Annotated in this window: 17 protein-coding genes; 16 read left to right on the top strand and 1 reads right to left on the bottom strand. The window is 29.9% G+C overall.

From position 1 onward, the window contains the following. Nucleotides 1-24: 24 nt before the first annotated feature. Nucleotides 25-855: a YihY/virulence factor BrkB family protein gene (locus KM800_RS01455; protein WP_217811472.1), complete on the top strand. Its 831-nt coding sequence runs from the start codon at nt 25-27 to the stop codon at nt 853-855. Nucleotides 856-896: 41 nt separating this feature from the next. Here the strand turns inward: KM800_RS01455 and KM800_RS01450 are convergent, their stop codons facing one another. After that, on the bottom strand, nt 897-2,243 hold the full coding sequence (locus KM800_RS01450) for an FAD-dependent oxidoreductase (protein WP_217811471.1): 1,347 nt from the start codon (nt 2,241-2,243) through the stop codon (nt 897-899). A gap of 172 nt (nt 2,244-2,415) precedes the next feature. Here KM800_RS01450 and KM800_RS01445 point away from each other — a divergent pair, with 172 nt between their 5' ends. The 15 genes from KM800_RS01445 to KM800_RS01375 all read left to right on the top strand — a co-directional run bounded on the left by KM800_RS01445 (nt 2,416) and on the right by KM800_RS01375 (nt 18,042). Beyond that, nucleotides 2,416-2,901: a PTS sugar transporter subunit IIA gene (locus tag KM800_RS01445; protein ID WP_217811470.1), complete on the top strand. Its 486-nt coding sequence runs from the start codon at nt 2,416-2,418 to the stop codon at nt 2,899-2,901. Between the two features lie 304 nt (nt 2,902-3,205). Further along, nucleotides 3,206-3,553, top strand: coding sequence for a DUF6514 family protein (locus KM800_RS01440; protein WP_217811469.1), 348 nt, complete (start codon nt 3,206-3,208; stop codon nt 3,551-3,553). A gap of 126 nt (nt 3,554-3,679) precedes the next feature. Further along, nucleotides 3,680-4,069: a holo-ACP synthase gene (gene acpS / locus KM800_RS01435; RefSeq protein ID WP_217811468.1), complete on the top strand. Its 390-nt coding sequence runs from the start codon at nt 3,680-3,682 to the stop codon at nt 4,067-4,069. Further along, nucleotides 4,056-5,558 carry an NAD(P)H-hydrate dehydratase gene (locus KM800_RS01430; protein WP_217811467.1) on the top strand — a complete coding sequence of 501 codons (1,503 nt, stop codon included), beginning with the start codon at nt 4,056-4,058 and terminating at the stop codon, nt 5,556-5,558. Before acpS ends, KM800_RS01430 begins: the two co-directional genes overlap by 14 nt. Before the next feature lie 80 nt (nt 5,559-5,638). Beyond that, nucleotides 5,639-6,259, top strand: coding sequence for a germination lipoprotein GerS-related protein (locus KM800_RS01425; protein ID WP_217811466.1), 621 nt, complete (start codon nt 5,639-5,641; stop codon nt 6,257-6,259). Between the two features lie 12 nt (nt 6,260-6,271). Next, nucleotides 6,272-7,435 carry an alanine racemase gene (gene alr, locus KM800_RS01420; protein ID WP_217811465.1) on the top strand — a complete coding sequence of 388 codons (1,164 nt, stop codon included), beginning with the start codon at nt 6,272-6,274 and terminating at the stop codon, nt 7,433-7,435. 225 nt (nt 7,436-7,660) lie between these two features. After that, on the top strand, nt 7,661-7,981 hold the full coding sequence (locus KM800_RS01415; protein ID WP_017753272.1) for a CopG family ribbon-helix-helix protein: 321 nt from the start codon (nt 7,661-7,663) through the stop codon (nt 7,979-7,981). After that, nucleotides 7,941-8,291, top strand: coding sequence for a type II toxin-antitoxin system PemK/MazF family toxin (locus tag KM800_RS01410; protein ID WP_017753273.1), 351 nt, complete (start codon nt 7,941-7,943; stop codon nt 8,289-8,291). Before KM800_RS01415 ends, KM800_RS01410 begins: the two co-directional genes overlap by 41 nt. 144 nt (nt 8,292-8,435) lie before the next feature. Then, nucleotides 8,436-9,122: a cell division ATP-binding protein FtsE gene (gene ftsE, locus KM800_RS01405; RefSeq protein WP_217811464.1), complete on the top strand. Its 687-nt coding sequence runs from the start codon at nt 8,436-8,438 to the stop codon at nt 9,120-9,122. Then, nucleotides 9,112-10,002 carry a permease-like cell division protein FtsX gene (gene ftsX, locus KM800_RS01400; protein WP_217811463.1) on the top strand — a complete coding sequence of 297 codons (891 nt, stop codon included), beginning with the start codon at nt 9,112-9,114 and terminating at the stop codon, nt 10,000-10,002. The genes ftsE and ftsX overlap by 11 nt, the downstream gene beginning before the upstream one ends. Before the next feature lie 177 nt (nt 10,003-10,179). Beyond that, a complete protein-coding gene (locus tag KM800_RS01395; RefSeq protein WP_217811462.1) occupies nt 10,180-11,355 on the top strand; it encodes a S41 family peptidase in 1,176 nt (391 codons plus the stop codon). A gap of 37 nt (nt 11,356-11,392) precedes the next feature. Continuing rightward, nucleotides 11,393-12,694 (top strand): PDZ domain-containing protein, encoded by a 1,302-nt coding sequence (locus KM800_RS01390; RefSeq protein ID WP_217811461.1) that lies wholly within the window; start codon nt 11,393-11,395, stop codon nt 12,692-12,694. A gap of 3 nt (nt 12,695-12,697) precedes the next feature. Continuing rightward, the gene (gene uvrB, locus KM800_RS01385) at nt 12,698-14,686 is read left to right on the top strand and encodes an excinuclease ABC subunit UvrB (protein WP_217811460.1); all 1,989 of its coding nucleotides are present in this window, start codon (nt 12,698-12,700) and stop codon (nt 14,684-14,686) included. A 25-nt stretch (nt 14,687-14,711) separates the two neighbouring features. Next, entirely contained in the window at nt 14,712-17,534 is a 2,823-nt protein-coding gene (uvrA, locus tag KM800_RS01380; RefSeq protein ID WP_217811459.1) for an excinuclease ABC subunit UvrA, read from the top strand. Nucleotides 17,535-17,604: 70 nt separating this feature from the next. Further along, the gene (locus KM800_RS01375; RefSeq protein ID WP_217811458.1) at nt 17,605-18,042 is read left to right on the top strand and encodes an FHA domain-containing protein; all 438 of its coding nucleotides are present in this window, start codon (nt 17,605-17,607) and stop codon (nt 18,040-18,042) included. Nucleotides 18,043-18,047: the final 5 nt, after the last annotated feature.

Here is an 18,047-nt window from a genome sequence, read left to right as displayed (position 1 = left end):
TTAATTATGAAGGTTGGTGTATATATGCAAAGCAAGTTTATATATAATTTAAAAATATTTGTAATAAGATTTGTAAAAGATGATGTTATGGCACTTTCCTCCCAACTTGCCTATAGTTTAGTTTTCTCTTTTTTCCCTTTTTTAATATTTGTTATAAGTCTTGTTGGATATATTCCTGTGGAAAGCGGTGATATATTGATTATGTTAAATGGAATATTACCACAGGATATTTTAAAAATTATAGAAAGTACAATTATAAATATCGTAGATACTAGAAATAATAAGATATTATTTTTAAGCTTGATTTTTACTATATGGAGTGCTTCAAATGGTTTTCAAGCTGTTATTAAAGGCCTTAACAAAGCATATGGCAAAGATGAGGATAGAGGGATGTTAAAATTATATACGGTATCAATACTGTGTACTTTTGGAATTATATTTATAATTTTAATTACTAGTATACTTTTGGTATTTGGGCAATTGTTAGGACGATTTCTGATAATAGAATTAGGGCTTAATGGAAATTTTAATTTTGCATGGAATGTAGTAAGATATTTAATAATAATTTTTTCAATAAGTTCCATTTTTGGAGCAGTTTACATTTATACACCTAATGTAAGGTTGAAGTGGTATGAAGTAATCCCGGGATCAATAGTATCTACTATAGCATTGATTTTGGTATCTATATGTTTTGCTTTTTATGTAAATAATTTTGCCAATTATTCTTTAATATATGGAAGTATAGGTGCTGCAATAGTACTTTTGACGTGGTTGTTTATTTTATCTAATATTACTATAATAGGTGGAGAAATTAATGCGCTTTTTTGGAATAAAAGAAGATTTGTTAATAAATAAGCTCCAGAATATATTAATTCTGGAGCTTTCATAATTTTACATTATAAAAATTTTTCTTTTAAAACATCATTTAATGTTTTCTGAGATTGTATTGCTAACATTATTTTACCGGATTTTGAAGTTTCACCTATAAGAATGCCACCTACTAATTTATTGTTGTCAAAGAATAATTTTGAGTATATTCCTTTGGAAGAATCACTAGATGAAATATTTTTAAAATCCTCTGAGAAGTTTCCACAGGAAAACAAATTACAATTCATTGCAGCAAATATAACGGAAGATACAAAAGATGTAAAATGGACTTCATTACCTACAGCATTATTACCAGCTGTTTTTCCCATTTCTACAGCAGCAGGCCAGTTACCGTAGATTCTTTCTTTGTATTCACATATATCTCCACATGCATATATATCTTTTTCAGAAGTTTCCATTTTATCATTTACAATAATACCTTTGTTGACTTTTATACCTGTATTTTCAGCTAATGTCTTATTAGGACGTATTCCTACAGAGAATAGAACTAAATCAGCATTGATAATTTTTCCACTTTTTAATTTTACAGAGGATACTTTATCCTGACCTTGTATTTCATCTGCACTATCACCAAGAATTATGGAAACACCAGATTCATCAATATATTTTTTGAATATTTCAGCTCCTTTAGTGTCTAGCTGTTTAGGAAGCAGTTTATCTGAAAATTCAACAACAGTTACAGAAAGACCATTTTTCTTCATTTCCCATGCTGCTTCAAGACCTAACAAACCACCACCTATGACTACGGCATTTTTGGATTTGTTCATGTATTCTTTTATATTGTCCGCATCTTTTAAAAATTTTAGAGTAAATACTCCTTTCTTATCATTGCCTTTTATAGGAGGGATAAAATTCACACTTCCATTTGCAAGAATTAATTTGTCATATAATAGTTCCTTATTATCACTAAGGTATATTTTTTTAGATTTTGAATTTATAGACTTAACTGAAGTATTGAGGATTAATTCTATATTGTTTTCATCATACCATTTTGGGGTGGTTACATAAAATTTATCATCAGGTATGGAAGTTGCAAGATAATCTGATAACTCAGGCCTGTAGTATGTTAAATATTTTTCTTCTGATATTAATGTTATGTCAGCCTTGGTATTTCGTGTTCTTATTGACTTTGCAGCGTTAAATCCTGCTGCACCGTTTCCTATTATTATAAACCTATCTTTTGAGTTGGATTTAAATGACATACTATCTTCTGTTACTTCCACAAATTGGCTGGAGTCTGCTCCACATACAGGACAGATCTTTGGTGGTTCATCTCCCTCAAATATTACACCACAAATAAGACATTTCCATTTTTTCTTTTGAATATCTTTTTTTATTTGTATGGATTCATTCATGTTAAAGCCTCCTATCTATTACCTAATAATTATTATTAAATATAAATACAGTATAATATAGTTATAAACTAAAATCAACAAAAATAGTTAAAATTTAGATTAAGTGTTGACAAACAAATTTTAGCAATATATACTTTTGATGCTTGAGTATTTTATAATTATGGGGGTAAAAATGTTTGATTTCTTAAAGAAGGAATTTAAGATACTTTCTCCAGCTGATGGAAAGGTTGTGAGTTTGTCAAAAGTACCTGATCAGATATTTTCAAATAGAATTGCGGGAGATGGAGTGGCTATTCAGCCTATCGGAAATAAGATACTATCTCCAGCTGATGGAGTAGTATCATTTATATTTAATACAAATCATGCTTTTGGCATTATTCTGGATAATGGTTTGGAAGTTTTAGTCCATATAGGTATAGACACTATAGATTTGCAAGGTCAAGGATTTCAAAGGGTAGTATCAGAAGGTTCTAAAATTAAAGCTGGAGATATAATCATAAAAATAGATGAAAAATTCATACAAAGTAAAGGATATTCGCTTATAACTCCTGTGATTATAACAAACATGGATGTTATTTGTGATATAAATTTTAAATGTAATTTAAACTCTTGCGTTAAAGCTGGTAAGGATCCAATAATAACGTATAGAATGAGATAAGCAGAAAACCCAAATCTGTGATTTGGTGTGAATCGCTTACTCTGTGAGTACTTATCTAAAAATCAGATTCCAAATTTATAATTGTTTGTAAATCATTTACTGATATGGTGCAATTCAATAGAATAAGATTGTCAAATTATAATGGATAGAATGTTTATGGTGAAGTTATCTAATTATGTTGTCATATAAAAGAGATAATTAATAATTTAACTTTATCACAAAGTGACATAATTTTTTTGAGATTTGTGCTAATATAATTTTTGTAAATCAATTGTAAAAACAATATAGTTTGGGGGAGAAATATATGGTAATTGATAATCTTATGAGAACAAAATTGAGTGACAGTAAAAAGAGTAATTATTTTTATAGACTAATTAAAAACAATTTGGATATTATATGTAGATGGGATACAATTCAGATACAATCATATGGAATTGAAATAGAAAGACAGGATATATTTAATGAAAAATTAGTTGATATATGTAGAGATTGTGTAAAAAATATAAGCCCTGATAGATATAAGGTACATAATTTACTAAGATTGTTGTACACGCAGGAAGTTTCGCCAATTCATCTTATAGATATAATTGGTGATTATGTTGATGATTATGCTATGGATTTTGATAAACAAATAAAAAATATAGCTTATTAAGAAACATTGAAGAATATAGAACAAATAATAGAATTTGTAATTATTCCTATTATTTATTTTATATTCTTAATTTTTATAGTGTATAATTATACTTGAATAACACTATTGGTATTGGAGGTAGTATTGTTGATTTTAGGTGTTGGAGTGGATATAGTTGAAATATCTAGGATAAAAAATGCATTGGACAAACATACTAATTTTATAGACAGATTATTTGATAAAGATGAGATTGAATATTTTAATAAAAATAACAATAAACCTGAGTCTATAGCTGGAAGTTTCGCAGCTAAGGAAGCTATATCTAAAGTTTTTGGGACTGGATTTAGAGGATTTGAATTCAAGGATATATGTATACATAGAACAAATTTAGGCAAGCCTAACGTGATTTTAAAAGGAAAAGCTGAAGTATTAGCAAAGGAATATGGTAATTATAGAATTCACTTGAGTATATCTCATGAAATTAATAATGCAATAGCATTTGCAGTTATGGAGGTTGATGATATTGAAAGTTGCTAATGTTGAAACAATGAGAAATATAGATAGTTATTGTATAAACGAACTTAAAATACCAGGCATAGTTCTTATGGAAAACGCAGCGTTAAAAGTAATAAAAAATATTGATACTAAAAAATACAGTTCTTTTTGTATAATTTGTACCAAGGGAAACAATGGAGGTGATGGATTTGCCGTTGCCAGACATTTATATAATTTAGGAAAACGTATAAATGTATTTTTAATTGGAAATGAAAAAAACATGACTAATGATTGCAGGACTAATTATGATATATTAAAAAACTTAGGAATTAAAGTAGATATAATAGATAATAGTCAACAAATAGAAAAGGTTAAATCAGCCATATATTTTAGTGACATGATTATTGATGCTATTTTTGGAACTGGGCTTTCAAGAGATGTAGATGGAATATACGGAGATATTATAAAAATTATAAATGAAAACAGTAAGTATGTGTTGTCCATAGATATTCCTTCAGGTCTTAGTGGTAATACAGGCAAAGTATTAAAAAATTGTATTAAGGCCAATAAAACAATATCATTTCAATTATATAAGAAGGGATTTTTAAATTATAAGGCTAATGAATTTACTGGAAGTATAATTATTGAAAATATAGGAATTCCAAGCATTGCAATTAATAAATTTAATATTAGAGATTTTATTATAACTGATACAATAGCAAAGCACACATTAAAAATAAGAAATAAATATTCTCACAAAGGAGATTTTGGCAGAGTAGTAATTATTGCAGGATCAGTTGGATTTTCAGGAGCGGCATATATAAGTACCCAGTCTGCGGTTAAAAGTGGGGCAGGACTAGTTACTCTTGCATGCAGAAGAGAACTTCAAAATAGTATGAGTTCAAAACTTGAAGAAGCAATGACTGTTGATTTAGCAAATGTTCAGAAACTTGAAGAACTTATTCAAAAATGTGATGCTCTAGCTGTAGGACCAGGTATGGGAAATAATGAATTCACACTAAATATTTTAAAAATGCTTATAGACAAAGTAAGAAGTACTTTGGTAATTGATGCAGATGGAATTAATGTTCTAAAGAGTAGGATGGATATTTTAAAAGGTAGAAAGTGTAAAATTATAATGACTCCACATTTAGGAGAAATGTCAAGAATTACAGGATTAACTATAGATTATATAAAAGAAAATAGAATAGATATTGCTAGAAAATTTGCCAGGGAAAATGATATAACATTAGTACTTAAAGGTTATAATACTATTGTAACAGATGGATACAGTTTAGCCATAAATTCTACAGGAAACAGTGCAATGGCATCAGGTGGAATGGGGGATTGTTTGACTGGTATGATCACATCTCTTGCAGCTCAAAATTATACTCCTTTTGAGGCTGCTTGCATGGCTGCTTATGTGCATGGACTTTGTGGGGATAGGCTATCGGAAAATATGTTTTGTGTAAATGCCGGTGATATTATAAGTCAAATACCATTTATATTGAAAGATATATTATATAAATGATGATTTGTTAAGATGATTGTAATACAAATATAACTAATGGAATAGTATTAGTAGTGAAATACATTTATAGGGGGAATAAAATGTATAAAAAGCTGCTAAGTATTTTCATTATGTGCTTTGCTGTGATTTTTGTCTTTGTATCCTGCGGAAAAAAGATAAAAAACACTGAAGAAATAATAAATTATCTTAAAGATTTAGACAGCTACAGTTGTAATGTAAATATACAAATAGAAAATGATAAACAAAAAATAAATTATACTGGTAAACAATTGTACGATAAAAAATATGGAAAAAGATTTGAACTGGGGAAGAATAGACTATTTATATATAAGCAGAATAAAATATTTGCAAGTGACCTTAGTAGTGGAAGTAATTATAATATAGATGAAGATTTTGATAGCTTATTTAAATTCTGTTTTATAGATGAATATGTAAGTCTTATATATACTAATGAAAGGGTTGATAATTCATTTAAGAATATATATAATGAAAAGTATCAAGTTATAAGTTTGGATATACCAGGGAATAATAAAAATATGTGTAAAGCAGAATTATATATAAATGCAGTAAGTTCTGTACCTGGATTTTTAATAATTTATAATTCTAACGGCGAAAAAATGGTAAATGTTGAGTATACTGATTTTAAATCAAATATAGAATTGAAAAAAGATATTTTTGATATAGGTACCATGTATAAATGAGGAGTGACATAAGTGGATAAGGTCTTCAGACCTGCATGGGTAGAGGTAGATTTAGATAATTTAATTTACAATGTCAGGCAGATAAAAAACAAAGTAGGGGACAGAGATATAATAGGAGTGGTAAAAGCCGATGCATATGGACATGGAGCTTTTGAAGTCGCTCAGACTCTTTTACAAAATGGTTTTACAAAATTAGCTGTTGCTATTTTGGATGAAGCTATAGAATTGAGAAAAAAGGGAATAAAATGTCCTATTATGATATTGGGAATTACAGATGATAATTTTTTGAAAGACATAGTATTATACGATATAGAACCTACTGTGTGTTCTTATGAATATGCTATAAAGCTATCAAAAGTTGCAGGCTTGTATAATAAGAAAGTAAAAATTCACATTGCCGTAGATACAGGAATGGGAAGAATAGGATTTTTACCTAATGAGGATAGCGTAGATTTAATTTGTAAAATAAATGAACTTACTAATATTGAAATAGAAAGTTTATTTTCTCATTTTTCTACAGCTGATGAGACCAATAAAGAATATACTAAACTCCAATTTGAAAAATATAATGAGTTTTATAACATGCTTAGTTTAAGAAAAGTTAATATAAATATGAGAAATATAGCTAATAGTGCTGCAATAATGGAACTTCCATTTACCTATCTTGATGAAGTAAGACCAGGAATAATAATCTATGGATATTATCCGTCGGGAGAAGTAAACAAGGATGCCCTCGATATAAAACTGGTAATGCAATTAAAAGCTAAGATAGTTCATTTAAAGACTTTAGATGCAGGCGAGTATATTGGTTACGGTAGAAAATTCACAACTAATAAAAAAACTGTTATAGCAACACTGCCTATTGGATATGCAGATGGTTATTCCAGAAGATTATTTAATAGGGCGAAGGTTATTATAGGCGATAAGTTTGCTCCCGTTATTGGGAATATATGCATGGATCAATGTATGGTTGATGTAACTGATATTGAAAACATAAATGTTGGAGACGAAGTTATACTTATGGGTCAGCAGAACAAATTGAGATTTGATGCTGAGAATATAGCTTCTATACTTGAAACTATAAGTTATGAAGTGCTGTGTATGATGAGTAAAAGACTTCCAAGAGTGTATATTAAACATAATAAGGTAGTTAAGGTCAAAAATTATATATTATAAAATTAATATTTTCCTATTACATAAGATTTTAATTTATTGAAATACATACCAAAATTAAAAGTACAGGTCTTTATATAAAAAATATACGTCTAGTAGAGGATTTGTGTCAAAAAATATATAAAATATTGTTGAAATATGAATATTTTTTTGACATGTACAATTATTATGACTATAATTATTTTATGTTTATCTTTTGCTTACGTTAATAGGAGGTATTAATTTTTAATGTCAAATTCAAAAAGATTAGTAGTGAACCTCTCAGAAAGACTATATGATGAGTTCAATGCAGCACTTAAAGAAGATTGTAAAAAAAGAAGTGAATTTATTAGAGAAGCTATCATATTATATATTAAGGAGAAAAAAAGGTTAAATATTATATCTGAAATGGAAAGAGGATATAAAGAAATGGCACAACTTAATCTTGAGTTTGCGGAAATGGGCTTTGCATGTGACATACGGGAATTAAAAGAATATGAAGCGAAGCTTTCGGAGAGTGATTTGCCAAATGACAACGATAGTGAAAAGAGGAGATATATTTTATGCTGATTTAAGCCCTGTAGTAGGATCTGAACAGGGTGGAATTAGGCCTGTGATTATTATTCAAAATGATGTAGGAAATAAATATAGCCCTACTGTTATAGTTTCGGCTATTACTTCTCAGATAAATAAAGCAAAACTTCCGACCCATGTAGAAATTTCTTCAGAGGCATATGGACTTAATAAGGATTCGGTAGTATTGTTAGAACAAATAAGAACATTGGATAAAAGAAGATTGAAAGAAAAAATCGGTCATATGACAGATATAGATATGAAAAAAGTAGATAATGCACTTTTAGTTAGTGTAGGTCTTCAGTAAACTATTTAAGGGTATTTTTACCCTTTTTTTTATTAATAATAATTTAATACTTTAATTTTCAATTACTTATTTTTATATGATATAATGAAAATCGGGGGTATGAAATCTTTTATAATAAAAGAAATGTATTGAGGAGAGGTATAAATGATAGAATTTAGAGGCGTAAGTAAAGTTTACAACAATAACATATTTGCGTTGTCCAATATAAACCTTAAAATAGAAAAAGGTGAGTTTGTATTTTTAGTAGGTCCGAGTGGAGCTGGAAAGACAACTTTTGTTAAGATGATGCTTAAAGAAGTTGAACCGACTAGTGGAAATATAGTAGTAAATGAAAAAGATATAACAAATTTATCAAGAAGAAAAATACCATTTTATAGAAGAAATCTAGGAGTGGTTTTTCAGGATTTCAGATTGATACCTACATTGAATGTATATGAAAATGTAGCTTTTGCCATGAGAGTAATTGGATCATCTCCAAGACAGATACGAAAAAAAGTTCCAATAGTGTTATCACTTGTTGGTTTGGCTAAAAAATATAAATCATTTCCAAATGAGTTGTCTGGTGGAGAACAGCAGAGAATATCGCTTGCACGAGCTATAGTAAATAATCCTTCCATATTAATAGCAGATGAACCTACAGGAAATCTAGACCCTGAAACTGCCATGGATATAATGGATACAATAAGTGATATAAATAATGCGGGTACTACAGTGGTTATGGCAACTCATGCCAAAGAAATAGTAGATAGCATGAGGAAAAGAGTTATAGCAATAGAAAAAGGAATAATTGTTAGAGATGAACAGAGAGGTGCATACGGTTATGAGAATTAGTACGATAAAATTTTTTATAAGTGAGTCTTTAAAAAGTTTAAATAGAAATAAGACTATAAGTACTGCATCAGTAGCCACAGTTGCCGCCACTCTTTTTATACTTGGAGTATCAATACTTGCTATGGTAAATGTAAATCAGGGAATACTTCAGGTTCAATCAAAAGTAGAGATAGATGTGTACTTAAAAGATAATATAACTAGTTCACAGAAAAAGGATTTGGAAAATAAGATCAAGTCAAATGGTAATATTCAATCAGTAACATATGTAACTAAGTCGCAGGCTGTAGATAAGTTCAGAAATCAATTGGGAGAACAGAACAAATCGTTAGTTGATGGTCTTGAAAAAGATAATCCACTTCCTAATTCATACATAATAAAGGTAACAAATCCAGAGTATGTTTCCAAGTTAGTAAGCGGTATACAGGATATGCCTGGTATTGAAAGTATTCAAGATGGAAAAGGAATTGTGGATAAAATCGTAAAAATAACTAGAACTGTAAGGTGGATAGGAATTGTTATATTGGTTATAATGGTAGGAGTTTCTCTATTCTTAATTGGAAATACTATAAAACTTACAGTATATTCACGAAGAAGAGAAATAGGTATAATGAAATATATAGGAGCTACAGATTGGTTTATAAGATGGCCTTTTATAATAGAAGGTATTATTATAGGTATAATAGGAGCAGGTGTGGCAGATATAATCTTATATTATCTATATAGGATGTTATATTTTAAGACATCTTCTTCACTTATATTAATGCAGTTAATAAGTCCTCAATATGTATATAGTAATATATTGGGAATATTTGTATTAGTAGGGGTTATAATAGGTGCATTGGGAAGTCTGCTTTCTATAAGAAAATTTTTAGCAGTTTAATTTATGATTTTAAGTACTGGCATGCAGTTATCTGCATGCCAGTTTTATACAAAAACATTTTAAGTAATTTTGTATATTTATATTTTTTTAGTGTTATAATTATTTCATATCTACATAAATACTAATATAAGACAGTTTTTTATATGCTTAAATGTTATTAAAAGAGGTGAAGATAGCTTGAATAAAAAGAAAAAATGGATATTTTGGATAGTATTTATTATAATTGCTACTAATATAGCCACTATGTTTGGAACTTATAATTTCTGGGAAATCAGAGAGGGAAATGCAATAAATAAATTTGGAAAGATATTTGAAGTTAGAAATACACTGTATAAATATTATGATGGAAAGATAGATGATAGTGTTCTCTTGGAAGGTGCATTAAAAGGAATGACATCATCATTAAAAGATCCATATACTGTATTTATGAATAAAAAAGAATTTAGTGACTTTAATACTGAAACTGAAGGAAATTATAGTGGAATTGGAATACAGGTTGCTTCAAAGGACAACAAGATACAAATACAGCAAGTATTTGAAGATTCTCCTTCTAAAAAAGCTGGATTGCTGACAAATGATATAATTGAAAAAGTCAATGGAATTGCAGTTAATGGAAATGAGCTAGAAAAAGCTGTTTCTATAATGAAGGGAAAAGAGGGAACAGAAGTCAAGCTTACAATTTTCAGAAAAAATAAAGGCAGCTTTGATGTTAAAGTAAAGAGAGCCAAAGTGAATATGGTAACTGTAACTGGAGAGATTGTAGACAATAATGTTGGATATATTCAAGTATCCATGTTTGATGAAAATACAGCTAAAAACTTTAAAAAGGAATTGACGTTGTTAAAGAGCAAAGGCATGAAATCTTTAATTATAGATTTGAGAGATAATCCAGGAGGTGTACTGGATCAGTGCGTATCAATGGTATCTAATTTCTTGCCTAGTGGTAAAGTAGTAGTTTCTACAATAGATAAATATAATAACAAAAAAGAATATAAATCTGAAGGTGGCAATTTTTCTAGTATGCCTATTACTGTACTTACGAATGGAAATTCTGCCAGTGCATCGGAGATATTTTCTGGAGCAATTAGGGATTATAAATTAGGAACTTTAGTTGGAGAAAAAACTTTTGGAAAAGGTGTAGTTCAAACTATGTTTGATACTGGAGAAGGGACTGCCTTAAAGGTGACCATATCAAAATACTATACTCCAAGTGGTGAAAATATACACAAAAAAGGAATAAAACCGAATGTTCAAGTAGTATATCCTGATAACTTAAAAAACAAGCCATATGATAGAAACTCAGATCCTCAATTTATAAAGGCGTTGCAGATTGCAAAGAGTAAAATTAAATAGTAAATTTTGATTTGAGGAAAAGGGGTATTAACTTTTAATGAATATGTTGGTTTACACACTAAAAGCTATAGCTTATGCACTTACAAATTTTTATTTTATAGTGCTTTTAGCTATACTAGCTTTTGTGCTATATAGAAAAAATAGCAAGATAGTGATGATGCAGAGGATGATAATAGGAGAAAAAATTAATACTACACTTGAACTTACTATTTCTCAAATTGTAATAGGAATTTTTGCAGGAACTTTGGCAAGTGTTATAATATCTTATTTGGGAATTACATTTAATAATAATTCTTCAGTGGAATTGATATTTTTAACTTCTATAGTCTTTATGTTTTTTAATCCTAGATTTATATGCTTTTCTTATTCTGGGGCATTAATTGGATTTATAAGCATTTTATTAAATGTAGTTTCCATGCACTTCAACATGTCAGGTTTGGATTTCTTGAAAATAGACATAGTATCACTTATGAGTATGGTTGCTGTACTTCATTTTGTAGAAGGCATACTTGTTATAATTGATGGTAAAAAAGGGAGTATACCAGTTTTTACAAATAAGTCAGGAAGAATAGTTGGAGGATTTGCACTTCAGAGGTATTGGCTAATTCCTATAGCTATATTTTTTATTCTCCAAGTTAAACCTGATACGGGCTCATATGTACAATTGTATACTCCAAATTGGTGGCCAATTTTAAAAAATCAAATAATTAATGTAAATGTCTTGAAGGCAGCAGTGCTTACATTAATGCCATTTTATGCAGTAATTGGATATAGTTCGGTTACTTTTACAAAAAATGTTAAAGAAAAAACTTTTATGTCCGGTATGTTTATAATAATTTATAGCGTTCTGTTATTTGTTTTAGCACAATTTGCAAATATAAATTTATTCTTGAAATTAGCTGTTATAGTATTTGCTCCACTTGCTCACGAGGGTATGATATTTATACAAAGATATATAGAAACTGTTGGAAAACCAAAATATATAAGCAGTGATGAAGGAATTATGGTTCTTGCTGTAGCACCAAATTCTCCAGCCAATGAAATGGGAATAAAAAGTGGTGACTTGCTAGTTGAGATAAATAACGAAAAGATTGAAAGTGAAGAAAAAATAACTGAAATAGTTAGACAGTGTTCAAATTTCTTATGGTTTAAAATTAAAAAAGTAACTGGAAAATTTGAACAGGTAAGCTATAATAAGATGAATGAAGATAGAAGACTCGGAATAGTATTTGTACCTAGAAATGTTCCTAAAGATAGTAGAATAATAAAATTGAATAAAGATAAATTTTCAGATGTACTTAATAAAGTTAAAAATAAAAACAAGGATAAGGATGATTAGAAAATGGGAGTTTTCAAAATACATTCTAAATTTAAACCTAAAGGTGATCAACCTCAAGCTATAGATAGTATAGGCAGTGGTATAGAAAAGGGAGATAAATTTCAAACACTCCTAGGTGTAACTGGTTCAGGAAAGACCTTTACTATGGCAAACATAATACAAAAAGTTCAAAAACCAACTCTTGTACTTGCACATAACAAGACATTAGCAGCTCAGTTGTGTTCTGAATTTAAAGAATTTTTTCCGGAAAATAGTGTAGAATATTTTGTTTCTTACTATGATTACTACCAGCCAGAAGCTTATGTTCCACAAACTGATACATATATTGAAAAAGATGCTTCTATAAATGATGAAATAGATAAACTAAGACATTCGGCAACTTCAGCTCTTCTTGAGAGAAAAGATGTAATTGTAGTTGCATCTGTATCATGCATATATGGTCTTGGAAATCCGGAAGAATATAAAAAGCTTACTATATCATTAAGACCGGGTATGATAAAAGACAGAGATGAAATAATTAAAAAATTAGTTGAAATACAATATGAGAGAAACGATATCAACTTTGTTAGAGGAACTTTTAGAGTAAAAGGGGATACTTTAGATATATTTCCAGCTTCATCTACAAATCATGCCATAAAGGTGGAATTTTTTGGCGATGAAATTGACAGAATAAAGGAATTTGATGCTTTAACAGGTGAAACTATAGGCATTAGAAAACATGTTTCCATATTCCCGGCTTCTCATTTTGCCACTTCCAAGGAGAAACTTGAGATAGCTATATCAAAAATAGAAGAAGAATTGGAGAATAGATTAAATGACCTTACCACTCAAGATAAACTTCTTGAAGCTCAAAGAATAAAGCAAAGAACCAATTTTGATATAGAAATGATGAGAGAAGTTGGCTATTGCAGTGGAATTGAGAATTATTCCAGAATATTGGATGGAAGAGAAAAAGGATCTTCACCTCAGACTCTAATAGATTATTTTCCAAAGGATTTTTTGTTGTTTATAGATGAAAGTCATGTTACACTTCCTCAGGTAAAAGCTATGTATGCTGGAGATAGATCAAGGAAACAATCTTTGGTGGATTATGGCTTTAGACTTCCATCGGCTTTTGACAACCGACCATTAAAGTTTGAGGAATTTGAGAAAAAAATAAATCAAGTGGTGTTTGTAAGTGCTACTCCATCTGATTATGAAATCAAGAATTCCCAAAATACTGCAGAACAAATATTGAGACCTACAGGATTATTAGATCCTAAGATTGTAGTTAAGCCTGTCAAAGGACAAATAGATGATTTATATTCCAGTATAAACGAGACAATAAAAAGAGGCTTCAGAATTCTTGTAACGACTCTTACCAAAAAGATGGCAGAGGATCTTACTGATTATTTTAAGGATATGAATATAAAGGCCAGGTATATGCATTCAGGTATAGTTACTATAGAGAGAATGAAAATAATTAGAGATCTTAGAAAAGGTGAATTTGATGTACTTATTGGAATAAATCTTTTAAGGGAAGGTCTTGATATACCTGAAGTAGCACTAGTTGCCATATTAGATGCAGACAAAGAGGGCTTTTTAAGGTCAGAACGATCACTTATACAAACTATAGGAAGGGCAGCTAGAAATTCTGAAAGCAGGGTTATAATGTATGCTGATAGAATTACTGATTCCATGAATAAAGCTATAACAGAAACAGAGAGAAGAAGAAAAGTACAAATGGATCATAATCATAAACATGGAATAGTGCCTAAAACTATAAATAAAGGAATTAGGGATGTAATTGAGGCTACTACAGTTTTAGAAAAAAAAGAAGAATATAATACATTAGATGAAGCTATTATTGGAAATAATAAAGATATAGATAAATTAATAGAAAGTAATGAAAAACAGATGAGGCAAGCTGCAAAGGAATTAAGATTTGAGGAGGCAGCTGTACTTAGAGATATAATACTAAAGTTACAAAAAGAGAAAAAGAAGATAAAATAGATTTATATACTAAGGAGTTAGAATTATGAGGGACAGCATAATTATAAAAGGTGCTAAAGTTCACAATTTGAAAAATGTAGATTTAACTATACCGAGAGATAAGTTGGTAGTTTTTACAGGACTCTCAGGATCAGGTAAATCTTCTCTTGCCTTTGATACTCTATATGCAGAGGGACAAAGAAGATATATGGAATCCCTATCAGCTTATGCCAGGCAATTTTTAGGCCAAATGAATAAACCTGATGTAGAATATATAGAAGGTTTGTCTCCTGCAATATCCATTGATCAAAAAACTACGAGTAAAAATCCCCGTTCTACAGTAGGAACAGTTACTGAGATATATGACTATTTAAGGCTGTTATATGCTAGGATAGGAATACCTCACTGTCCTAAATGCGGCAGGGAAATAACACAACAGACTATAGATCAGATGGTTGACAATGTACTATCCATGCCTGATAGAACTAAAATACAAGTGCTTGCACCATTGGTAAATGGGCGTAAAGGTCAGCATGTAAAAATAATTGAAAATATAAAAAAGAATGGATATGTTAGAGCTAGGGTTGATGGTGAAATAGTAGATCTTGAAGATGAAACAGTAAGTTTGGAAAAGAACAAGAAACATACTATAGAAGTTGTAGTAGACAGACTTATAGTAAAGGATGAAATAAGAAGCAGATTAACTGATTCCATAGAAACTTCTCTTAAATTGTCAGATGGAGTAGTTATTATAAATACAGTAGATGGAAAAGACACACTTTTTAGTGAGAAATTTTCCTGTATTCATTGTGGAATAAGTATTGGAGAGATTACACCCAGAACTTTTTCCTTTAATTCCCCATTTGGAAAATGTGATACATGTGATGGACTTGGAACTCTTTTAGAAATTGATGAAGATTTAGTTATACCAGATAGAAGCAAGAGCATAATTGATGGGGCAATTCTTCCATGGGGAGAAGGGAGCTTAAAAGAGGATTCATGGACTTTTAGCATACTTAAGGCCCTTTCGGAAAAGTATAAATTCAAATTAGATACTCCAGTAAAAAAACTCAGTGATAAGATACTGGATATTTTACTTTATGGATTAAAAGGTGACAGTATAAAGGTAAAGTATGAAAAACAAGGAAGATTAATGGAGTTTAATCATGCATTTGAAGGAATAATAAATAACTTGAAACGCAGATATATTGAAACCAATTCTGACTATATAAAAAATGCAATAGAAAATTATATGAACAATAATCCATGTCCTGATTGTAAGGGAGCTAGATTAAAAAGAGAGACTCTATCAATTACTGTAGGAGGAAAGAATATATATGATTTCTGCAGTATGCCTATAAAAGATGAATTGAAATTTTTAAATACCCTTAATCTTTCTGAAAAACATAAATTAATAGGAGATCAAGTTCTAAAAGAAATAAAAGGCAGACTTAAATTTCTAATAGATGTAGGTCTTGATTATCTTAGTCTGGCTAGATCATCAGGTACGCTTTCAGGCGGTGAATCACAGAGAATTAGACTGGCTACACAAATAGGTTCAGGTCTTGTTGGAGTGCTTTATATATTGGATGAACCGAGTATAGGACTTCATCAAAGAGATAATGACAGACTTATTGAGACATTAAAACATCTAAGGGATATAGGCAATACATTAGTGGTCGTAGAACATGATGAGGATACAATGAAAGCTTCTGATTATATAGTGGATGTAGGGCCTGGAGCCGGGGAACATGGCGGAGAAATAGTTGCTCAAGGTACTATAAATGATATAATGAAAAGTGATAGATCTCTAACGGGACAATATTTAAGTGGAAAAAAGAAGATAGAAGTACCTAAGAATAGAAGAACTGGAAATGGGAAATATATAAATATAATAGATGCATCCGAAAACAACCTAAAAAATATAAATGTGAAATTCCCCCTTGGGATTTTTAACTGTGTAACGGGAGTATCAGGCTCGGGGAAAAGTACCCTTGTGAATGAAATACTTTATAAGGGACTTAATAAGAATATAAATGGTTCTAAAGATAATCCTGGAAAGCATAAAAGTATACTTGGAATAGAAAATATAGATAAGATCATAGATATAAATCAAAGTCCTATAGGAAGAACACCTAGGTCAAATCCTGCAACATATACGGGAGTATTTGACATAATAAGAGAGGTATTCTCAAATACTTCTGAAGCAAAGATGAGGGGATATAAGCCTGGAAGATTTAGCTTTAATGTAAAAGGCGGCAGATGTGAAGCTTGTAGAGGAGACGGGATAATAAAGATTGAAATGCAATTTTTATCTGATGTATATGTTCCATGTGAAGTATGCAAGGGCAAAAGATACAATAGAGAAACCCTTGAAGTAAAATACAAAGGTAAAAATATAGATGACATTTTAAATATGACTGTAGAAGAAGCCGTGATTTTTTTCAAAAATATACCTAGAATAGAGAATAAACTTCAAACTTTAGTGGATGTAGGCCTTGAATATATTAAATTGGGTCAGCCATCAACACAATTGTCAGGTGGAGAAGCTCAAAGAATTAAACTTGCTTATGAACTTTCAAAAAGGAGTACTGGAAAAACGCTCTATATATTGGATGAACCTACTACAGGTCTTCATATAGATGATGTAAAAAGGCTTGTAGATATACTGCAAAGAATTGTAGATACAGGTAACACGGTTGTAGTCATAGAGCATAATCTGGATGTTATAAAATGTGCAGATTATATTATAGATCTTGGACCAGAAGGCGGTGAAAAGGGTGGTAAGGTATTGTGTGTAGGTACACCTGAAAAAATAGCCCTAGATAGAACATCTTATACAGGACAATATTTAAAAAAGATGTTATAATCTACATAAAGATTAGCGTAATTAGATTCATAATGCTAATCTTTTCATCTTTAGGGGAGGATATGTAAAAATGGATCTGAGTAAATTAAGTTTAATTTTTAAAATAGTAATTATTGGAATAGTATATATAATAATATTTTGGGCACTAAGAATAATGTACAAGGATATAAAAAATGGCGGAAAAAGAGTAAGGGTATCAAATAGAAGATCTTTCGGTCTCGAAGTAGTAGTTCCAGGAAATAATTCTAATCTTAGAAAGGGTGCTGTTATCCCCATAAGAAAGGAGATAACCATAGGCAGAAAAAATGATAATTTATTGAGATTGGAAGATCCGTATACCTCGTCCCATCATGCTAGAGTATACGTTAAGAATGGTAAGGATTGCATGATAGAGGACCTGGGAAGCACTAATGGTACTCTTTTGAATGGTAAAAAATTGAATGGACGTCAATATTTAAATTCTGGAGACGAAATAAAAATTGGGAATACTTCTTTTAAGGTTATATAGTAGTG

This window comes from Clostridium tyrobutyricum, from assembly GCF_019144085.1.
GTDB lineage: Bacteria > Bacillota > Clostridia > Clostridiales > Clostridiaceae > Clostridium_B > Clostridium_B tyrobutyricum_A.
Note: the sequence above shows the minus strand (reverse complement) of the source record. Positions and strands in the feature narration are given on the sequence as shown.

Bases quoted from the DNA above. Each gene is read 5' to 3' on its own strand.
- KM800_RS01455 (WP_217811472.1), top strand. From the start codon at position 25: ATGCAAAGCAAGTTTATATATAATTTAAAAATATTTGTAATAAGATTT.
- KM800_RS01450 (WP_217811471.1), bottom strand. From the start codon at position 2,243: ATGAATGAATCCATACAAATAAAAAAAGATATTCAAAAGAAAAAATGG.
- KM800_RS01445 (WP_217811470.1), top strand. From the start codon at position 2,416: ATGTTTGATTTCTTAAAGAAGGAATTTAAGATACTTTCTCCAGCTGAT.
- KM800_RS01440 (WP_217811469.1), top strand. From the start codon at position 3,206: ATGGTAATTGATAATCTTATGAGAACAAAATTGAGTGACAGTAAAAAG.
- KM800_RS01425 (WP_217811466.1), top strand. From the start codon at position 5,639: ATGTATAAAAAGCTGCTAAGTATTTTCATTATGTGCTTTGCTGTGATT.
- KM800_RS01415 (WP_017753272.1), top strand. From the start codon at position 7,661: ATGTCAAATTCAAAAAGATTAGTAGTGAACCTCTCAGAAAGACTATAT.
- KM800_RS01410 (WP_017753273.1), top strand. From the start codon at position 7,941: ATGACAACGATAGTGAAAAGAGGAGATATATTTTATGCTGATTTAAGC.
- ftsE (WP_217811464.1), top strand. From the start codon at position 8,436: ATGATAGAATTTAGAGGCGTAAGTAAAGTTTACAACAATAACATATTT.
- ftsX (WP_217811463.1), top strand. From the start codon at position 9,112: ATGAGAATTAGTACGATAAAATTTTTTATAAGTGAGTCTTTAAAAAGT.
- KM800_RS01390 (WP_217811461.1), top strand. From the start codon at position 11,393: ATGAATATGTTGGTTTACACACTAAAAGCTATAGCTTATGCACTTACA.
- uvrB (WP_217811460.1), top strand. From the start codon at position 12,698: ATGGGAGTTTTCAAAATACATTCTAAATTTAAACCTAAAGGTGATCAA.
- uvrA (WP_217811459.1), top strand. From the start codon at position 14,712: ATGAGGGACAGCATAATTATAAAAGGTGCTAAAGTTCACAATTTGAAA.
- KM800_RS01375 (WP_217811458.1), top strand. From the start codon at position 17,605: ATGGATCTGAGTAAATTAAGTTTAATTTTTAAAATAGTAATTATTGGA.